The sequence below is a fragment of the Bariatricus sp. HCP28S3_A7 genome (assembly GCF_052066375.1).
Taxonomy (GTDB): Bacteria; Bacillota; Clostridia; order Lachnospirales; family Lachnospiraceae; genus Allocoprococcus.
Map to the genome: position 1 here is coordinate 1 of NZ_JBQHSG010000049.1, position 7,322 is coordinate 7,322.

Below are 7,322 nucleotides of genomic sequence, written 5' to 3' on the forward strand. Positions count from 1 at the left end.
AGTGAAAAACTCCAATCTATCAAAAATCGCATGTGAATTATAGTGAATTACTCCAACTCGCAAAGGGCTGGGGTAATTTTGTATCTGACCGCATTAATATTTGGCGCTTACGGAGTAATACCAAGTCCAAACTCTTTGCAATACTTATTGGTAATCGGTTGCAAATGATTCTTCCAGTTTCCTTTAGGAGAATTATACTTCTTCCCGATTGTTACACTTACACTGTTCCATATCAAATGACCATGCATGTGTTCCCTGTCTGTATGAACCGCAAATACAGCTTCATAATCATCCCCAAGTACATCCTTCGCAAAATGTTCCAGCACATACATTGCCTGTTCTGCCGTAACTTTCTCCTCCGGAGAAAACGAAATAATCACATGATATCCTTGTCTGTTACCTGTCTTGTGAAATATATTCTTTGTTTCTACCATTTGCTCAAATGCAGTATCCGGCAGGCAGTTGATACTGCCCACCAAAACACATTCTTCCGTCTTGTCTGGATTCTGAATATATTGCAAAGCATTTTCCAGATGCGATGCCGGATTTCTGCCTTTTGATTCCTTAATATTCAGGATCTTTGTAATCGCCATATCTCCAGCACCTCCCTGAATAAGCTTTTGATTTCATCAAGACTTCTCTGCAACTTATCAATATCACTAAAATACAGTTCTCCTTGTGTATTTCCAAGTCTGACCGCCTGATTGATATTATTTGCGATACCGGAAAAAATCCTGATAACTCTTGCCCTGTCCTCTGGATATCGAAAATCAACATTTCCACCTAACCGAATCAATTCCCTCACATATTCACTTATAGTCTTTCCACTTTTCCTAACTGCTGCATCCAGAATATCCATATCCTTCTCCGACAGTTTTACCGAAATCTTATAGTCTTTCCTATCAGACTTGTATCTTCTCTTTCCATCTGCCATAATCAAATCCCCTTTCGTGTCTTAAAAATGTTGTCTTAAACCAATTTCTTATTATCTGGCCCATTTCTTTTCATCCTTTCTAACAGTTGTGTTTATAGGTTTTGCACCTCGCATTTTATGCTCGGTGTGTTTGGCGTTCACACTACTCATTCTCATGCAAGCATGAAATTCGTAGTGTTCACTGGTTTTGCAAGATGCGGAAAAGGTCGGACCTTTTCCCGAAAAATATATAAACGCCCTCAGCGTTTACATCATTTTCCGTCTTGGCAGGAGCACCTGCACCCGATATATTTTACTGCTATCTCACTTGATAGCAGATATTATGATATTGATATCTTTCCGGCACTTTTTGATAGCATTACCTTATTTCATTTATCTTTGCTATCATAATTGCCTGTTTTGATATCATTTCATCTGATTGTGATAGCAGTCACGCTATCACGAGAAAAAGCTGTCCAAATCCAGCATGTCATTTGCTTCAACATCTTTTTCCATGCCATTTTTAGTCTCGCCGGCTTCTTTTGCCACTCTTTCAGCATCAGACATCATATTTGTCGCTGGCAAATCAGAAGCATATGAAGCAGGCAAAGGATTTGAAGTTTGACCTGTTTTGATTCCAAGAAGGTACGATGCAATAATCTGAGGAAGCTTTTCATCAATGATTGCTTCGACCGCCTCAGCAATTCTTTCAATGAGTGGGTCTTCCCAATCCTTCCTGTCAACTGCCGGACATTCTTCATTTAGTTTCATATCCCCAAGAAGGTTGATTGCTGAAATTATGAAATCCTGTATGGAAGAATGTTTTTCAGCATTAATTTTCTGGAGAATGTCAAACGCCTTTCGATGCTCAGGATTATCAGAATAGAATCTGACAATTTTCTGTTCCTTTTTCTTCATTGTCCCACCTGCTTTCATTTCCCAGTTATCCTGCTATTCCAAGTTTCTTCTTTTTCAATGCTACATAACAGAACTACTCATAGCCCTTTGCATTTGCATTAATGTCAAAGTTGAATGTGATTCTGCTTCTGTCAAATGTGCTGAAATGTTCCAAAAGCTTTGCTCCTCCGCCCAAGACATACATTTTCATTGTCTTTTCGTTGTATCCAAAATCAAATATCTTTGCAGTCAACTCCCTCACATATTCCTTCGCTGTTGTCTCCATCCAATATTCATATTCGGGATCAATATCTGCCATACGATTCATTAGGAATGTGTTGATGATTGAATCCGGCACATCTTCCTGAAATTTGTCTAATAATGTCTGATGAATTTTCAAAGCACACTGTCGCACCCCAAACAACTCTGTCCACATTTTATTTTCTACTGGTCTGCCATCTTGTAAAAACATGGCATTCATCGTTCCATTCCCAATGTCTACAATCATGTTCAAACCTTTAAATTCTGGCAGATGCTCTGCAACCGCAGCATAACATTGTGGCATAACACTACAACCTGCAATTTCCACTTCAAATATTCTGCCTTTATATACAAATCTAATTTCAGAATTTTGAAGCATATATGCCTGAAATGTCTCCTTTTGTGAATCCATCCATTTTAGCGGAACTCCCACTGCCAGATGAATTTTCTCACATCTAACATTCCTCAAGTACAGTTCCTTTGCAATTGCCGCAACAGTGAGGATGTAAAAATCATTATCCATCACTTTATCTTTCGCATAATTTTTATGCCCCTGATCCAGCACATAATATTTACCGCCATAATACAAATAATCTGTACTCATTACCGGCTCTGTATCTCTCTCCACAAATCCATTACTGAATACTGTATTAGCTGTTTTTATATTTCCATAACCATGATCCACAGCTAAAATCAAAGTTCCGTCAATTCTAAGCTCTCTCATATCACGCTTCCTCCAATCTCTTCTTTATTTCTTTTTCACGAAGCTCTTTATTTTTCATAATTGCAACACGTCCATCGTGGGTAATTATTTCCTGTGCCACTTCCCATCTCTGTCTCTGCTGCGCAAGCACCGACAAATAATCATCTGTTAAACCAAGTGAAATCCCTGTCGCATTAACTATTTCATTCTCAAGTTCACAGGCATACTCCTGAAATTCCATAGCTTTTTCAATCAATGTTCCCTCTAACAGATACTTACGATGGAGTCTTCTGTCCAGCTCAAACAACCACGTCATCCACAGTGTTCCATACTTGCCAACACCTGTAATTGTTGCATTATCACATGCTCCAAGAACAGGATATAAAAAATCTCCTCTCTGTTCGTACCCGATTCCATTCTTTTCAAAAAATGTCATTTCATCAGTTTCTGTTGTATTCATATAACCACCAATCCTTTCTAGTCCGTTTCTTTTAAAATTGTCAGAATTTGTTTCAATGGCATGAGCATCTCATCAAAATCAATGTTGCTCATATTTTCATCCTGCAAAAATTGCAATTCTTCCAGCATCGCTTCAAGATACATTTCCATTTTTCTTGCAACCTTCTTTCCTGCAACCACCCTCACTTCATGCTTTAATAAGCACTGTATAATATAATCCTGCTTGGAAAGACCACTTAACGCAACTTTCACATTGAGTTCCTGTGCTTCCTCCGGTGACATGCGAAATGCTACCACCACATTTCTCCATCTGTTTTTTGCATCTAATCTCTTTTCGCTCATTTGAATCATCTCCTACCCGGGGGATGCACCGCATCCCCTTGTTTTTATCCTGCAAGATACTTTTGTATATTAAGAATCTTATTATCGTTCTCGATTGACTCTTCCGGCATTGCTTTTTCTTCCATAGCCTTATTTACCACAACATCTTCCACCACTTCATCTTGCACACCATCTTCATAGCTTGCATTGACCTCATCCAATTTATCTGCCATAGCCACCTGTTTCGATGGAAACAGATGTGAATAGCGATACGTGATATCTATACTTTCATGTCCAACTCTGTCAGCGATTGCCACAGCTGAAAATCCCAGGTCAATCAAATGAGAAATGTGCGAATGCCTGAGGTCATGAATTCTTATCTTCTTTACCCCTGCAAGCTTTGAGCCTCTATCCATCTCGTGGTGAAGAAAACTTTTTGTCACCTGAAAGATTCTGTCTGTAGGTTCCTGGTCATAAAGCATTGCAAAATAATCCTGCATCTCCTCTGACAAAAACTTTGGAAGTTTAATCGTTCGATTGCTTTTTGGAGTCTTGGGTGTTGTAATAAAATCCTGCCCCTGCAATCTCTGATACGATTTATTGATACGAACTGTATTCTTCTCAAAATCAAAATCCTCCATTGTAAGAGCAAGCAACTCACCAAGTCTCATTCCAGTCCAATACAACATTTCAAATGCATAAAATGATATAGGCTTATCCACGATTGCATCAGAAAACTTTTTGTACTCCTCGGTAGTCCAGAAAAGCATTTCTTTATTTTCCTCTTTTCCCATGTTTCCCGCCTGTCTTGCCGGGTTTGATTTCAGATTATAAAACCTGCAGGCATGATTAAAAATTGCACTCAGCGTATTGTGCATGGTTTTTCTATAAGTCTGAGAATAACTCTCACCATTTTCATATCGAAATCCCACCATCTCATTCTGCCACTTCCTCACATCTCCTGCTGTAATCTCATTCATCTTCAGATTCTTGAAGTACGGCAAGATTTTTGTCTCCACAATGTGTTCCTTCGTAAGCCATGTATTGAGCTTAACCCGATTCTTCACATCTTCTGTATATAATTTCCAGAACTCTCCGAATGTCATATCCAGATTATTTTCCTGACGAATCTTATAATTACGCTCATAATCCAAAGCTTCCCTCTTTGTTGCAAATCCTCTTTTCTTTATTTGCTTATTTTCCCCAGTCCAGTCCTTGCAATAGAATTTGACGAACCAGGTACCAGTGTTACTATCTTTGTATGCTGGCATACTCATCATCTCCTTTTCCTATTGCCGGTAGGACATCATAAGTCCCGCCGGTTTTGTGTTCTAATACTTTTTGTTGTTACACAGCATCTGTCATTCCATAAAATCGCTCTTCAAAATACTTACGACTAATCTTGCCACGAATAACTGCATAGCCTTTTTCTTTCAGTTCATCATTCAACTGTCGCATAATGTTATAAGCAGCCGATTTGGAAATGCCAAGTATCTGCATCACATCATCTACTTTTAAAAACTTCTCATTCATACATTCTGCCTCCCTTCTTCTTGTGTTTAAATACAGAGATTTATGAACTGTCACAATAACTGCTGCATAAATTCTGTATTATGTATTTGTCTGTAGGAATTGTAAGTATGTTTTTCCGTTCAACCGTCTACATTCCATAACATTCAAAAATGTTGGCGTTCTCATATCGGCTCTGCTGGTGTTCCAACCAGCCTCATTACCTGAAAGAATATTTCAGATAACACCGCCCGCTCCTGCTCGAGGTATTCAGTCCACTTAGGGGAGTGTCTTCATTCGCTCGCTTCTTAAAAGGTCTTGGCAAATGTCTGTTAGTATTCCGATATCGCTCATTTAGTTTTTTCAATACTATATAGTATAGATAAATAGATTGTGATTATTCTATACCATGTCGTATTGAATTGTCAAGTAGTTTTTCTAATATTTTGGTATAGAAAAACTTTTCTTTTTATTTTTTTCGTGTTATACTCTATTTAAAAGTTCATAACACATCTAAATGGAGGGAACTACACTATGACAATAGGTGAAAGAATAAAGAAAATACGGGTATTCCGCAAAATGACAATGGATGACCTGGGTGGTGCTCTCGGTTTTGAGGGAAAGAATATGTCTGTCCGCATCTCTCAATACGAAACCGGTGCTCGCATTCCCGGTGATGATATGATTCAAAAGCTCGCCGACGCATTGCACTGTAATTACAAAGCAATCTCTGATTACAGTTTAGGTGCCGCGGAAGATATTATCGAAACACTCTTCTGGCTCGAGGAAAGCGCCTCTTCTCTTCCTGCACGAGGAAAAGGGACAAGATTTCCTGAGTACACCGCACCTGGTAATTTGATACACTTAACCGCAATGACACCATCAAAACCTTCTGAAACAGCAAAACCAACTTATAACGAAGATGATTATGACTGCGCAGGTGCACCCATTGCATTAACTTTTGAATATGGATTGGTAAATGACTTTTTGTCAGACTGGTGTGAAATGAAAACGAAATTAAATAATGGAGAGATTTCTCCAAACGAATACTTTGAGTGGAAAATTACATGGCCGCATGCATAAATACTATTATTCATGCACTGCTCACTTTAGTACCATTTTAGTACCAAAGCCCAAAAAACAAGCTCGCAAATGCCCATTTTATAGGCTTTTGCGAGCTTTTGAAAATTATTCAAACTCGGCAAGTTGCCGCTCTAACTCAAGCTATTTTGTTTAAGTTTTATTTAAAATCTGCCGATATTTTACTTCATTTGCACATTTTATTTTGGCTTACTGATTTTCTGTTGCCAAAGTGTTGCCATATTTCTGAAGCAATTATACTAATTACAATAAACAAATTTTACCATTCATCATCTTCCCAACGCCTTCGTTCTTCTTCCTCTCTCTCTCTTCTATATTCACTATCGTCCCAATTATTAACATACTGGCCACTGGTATAGCTGTATCCAGATTCATCTATATCTTCATATTGACCCGTCTCGTAATTGTAACACATTTTTGACATAACAACCTGTCTCCTTTCTATTTACCCTAACCTGCATAAGGCAAACAACACTTCAAAATTTTCACCTTCTTGAGCAGAAAATAATTATCATGTTCCAACTTATGATGTTTTCTTTGCACGTCTTTCAATATTATTCTCTTTTGCAATTCTGCATACATTCGTAGGATTAGTTTCATACATTTCAGCAATTTCTTGATAACTGTATCTTGGTTTTGAATTTGGATCACCTGGAATATTTCTTTCCTGTAATGCAGATATAATATCTGTTTCACGAAGAGATTCGATATCTCTTGCATTCTTTTTTACCCTAGCATCAATGTCACTCATCTGCAAACGAAGCTTCCTATTTTCCTCCTCAAGAGCTGCTACACGTTTTTTAACAGAATTTATTTCTCTACTCATAACAACACCTCCTATTCTTTGTTTATATTAGCAGAAATGTTTTATTTTTTCAATAGGATATTCGAAATTTTTTATTTCATTTTTATAGTTTTGAAATGTTTCATATGATATATGGATATCCCTTATCTCTCAATACCACTTCCTTCACGCAATACCGGATATTGTTACACAATTTTCTCATTAACAGCCCAAACTCTATTCAATTGACGTACTTGATTATATCCCTCATATATATTTTCTCTACAAAAAACACTTTCTATTTCCTGTGCCTTTATTCTTTCTTCCAATTCCGGTATTCCCAACTTCTTAATTTGTTTCTCCTTTTCCATCGT

Annotated in this window: 11 protein-coding genes; 1 reads left to right on the plus strand and 10 read right to left on the minus strand. The window is 37.7% G+C overall.

Going from position 1 to position 7,322, the window contains the following annotated elements:
* Nucleotides 1–107: 107 nt before the first annotated feature.
* The 8 genes from ACTNA4_RS15545 to ACTNA4_RS15580 form a co-directional block, all read right to left on the minus strand.
* Nucleotides 108–593 carry a relaxase/mobilization nuclease domain-containing protein gene (locus ACTNA4_RS15545; RefSeq protein ID WP_441031002.1) on the minus strand — a complete coding sequence of 162 codons (486 nt, stop codon included), beginning with the start codon at nt 591–593 and terminating at the stop codon, nt 108–110.
* Nucleotides 572–934 carry a plasmid mobilization protein gene (locus tag ACTNA4_RS15550; protein ID WP_441031004.1) on the minus strand — a complete coding sequence of 121 codons (363 nt, stop codon included), beginning with the start codon at nt 932–934 and terminating at the stop codon, nt 572–574. The genes ACTNA4_RS15545 and ACTNA4_RS15550 overlap by 22 nt, the downstream gene beginning before the upstream one ends.
* A gap of 438 nt (nt 935–1,372) precedes the next feature.
* Nucleotides 1,373–1,831: a hypothetical protein gene (locus tag ACTNA4_RS15555; protein WP_441031007.1), complete on the minus strand. Its 459-nt coding sequence runs from the start codon at nt 1,829–1,831 to the stop codon at nt 1,373–1,375.
* Nucleotides 1,832–1,904: 73 nt separating this feature from the next.
* Nucleotides 1,905–2,795, minus strand: coding sequence for a ParM/StbA family protein (locus tag ACTNA4_RS15560; protein ID WP_441031009.1), 891 nt, complete (start codon nt 2,793–2,795; stop codon nt 1,905–1,907).
* Between the two features lies 1 nt (nt 2,796).
* Nucleotides 2,797–3,234: a TnpV protein gene (locus ACTNA4_RS15565; protein ID WP_441031012.1), complete on the minus strand. Its 438-nt coding sequence runs from the start codon at nt 3,232–3,234 to the stop codon at nt 2,797–2,799.
* 17 nt (nt 3,235–3,251) lie between these two features.
* Nucleotides 3,252–3,575: a plasmid mobilization protein gene (locus tag ACTNA4_RS15570; RefSeq protein ID WP_441031015.1), complete on the minus strand. Its 324-nt coding sequence runs from the start codon at nt 3,573–3,575 to the stop codon at nt 3,252–3,254.
* Nucleotides 3,576–3,619: 44 nt separating this feature from the next.
* Nucleotides 3,620–4,825, minus strand: a complete 1,206-nt coding sequence (locus ACTNA4_RS15575) for a tyrosine-type recombinase/integrase (RefSeq protein ID WP_441031017.1) — start codon at nt 4,823–4,825, stop codon at nt 3,620–3,622.
* Between the two features lie 76 nt (nt 4,826–4,901).
* Entirely contained in the window at nt 4,902–5,087 is a 186-nt protein-coding gene (locus ACTNA4_RS15580; RefSeq protein ID WP_441031020.1) for a helix-turn-helix domain-containing protein, read from the minus strand.
* Nucleotides 5,088–5,597: 510 nt separating this feature from the next.
* Here ACTNA4_RS15580 and ACTNA4_RS15585 point away from each other — a divergent pair.
* The gene (locus ACTNA4_RS15585) at nt 5,598–6,146 is read left to right on the plus strand and encodes a helix-turn-helix domain-containing protein (protein WP_441031023.1); all 549 of its coding nucleotides are present in this window, start codon (nt 5,598–5,600) and stop codon (nt 6,144–6,146) included.
* Between the two features lie 277 nt (nt 6,147–6,423).
* On the opposite strand, the gene ACTNA4_RS15590 is transcribed toward ACTNA4_RS15585, so the two are convergent.
* Together ACTNA4_RS15590 and ACTNA4_RS15595 are read right to left on the minus strand one after the other, a co-directional pair.
* Nucleotides 6,424–6,588, minus strand: a complete 165-nt coding sequence (locus tag ACTNA4_RS15590) for a hypothetical protein (protein WP_441031026.1) — start codon at nt 6,586–6,588, stop codon at nt 6,424–6,426.
* A 99-nt stretch (nt 6,589–6,687) separates the two neighbouring features.
* Nucleotides 6,688–6,990, minus strand: coding sequence for a hypothetical protein (locus ACTNA4_RS15595; protein ID WP_441031028.1), 303 nt, complete (start codon nt 6,988–6,990; stop codon nt 6,688–6,690).
* Between the last annotated feature and the right edge of the window lie 332 nt (nt 6,991–7,322).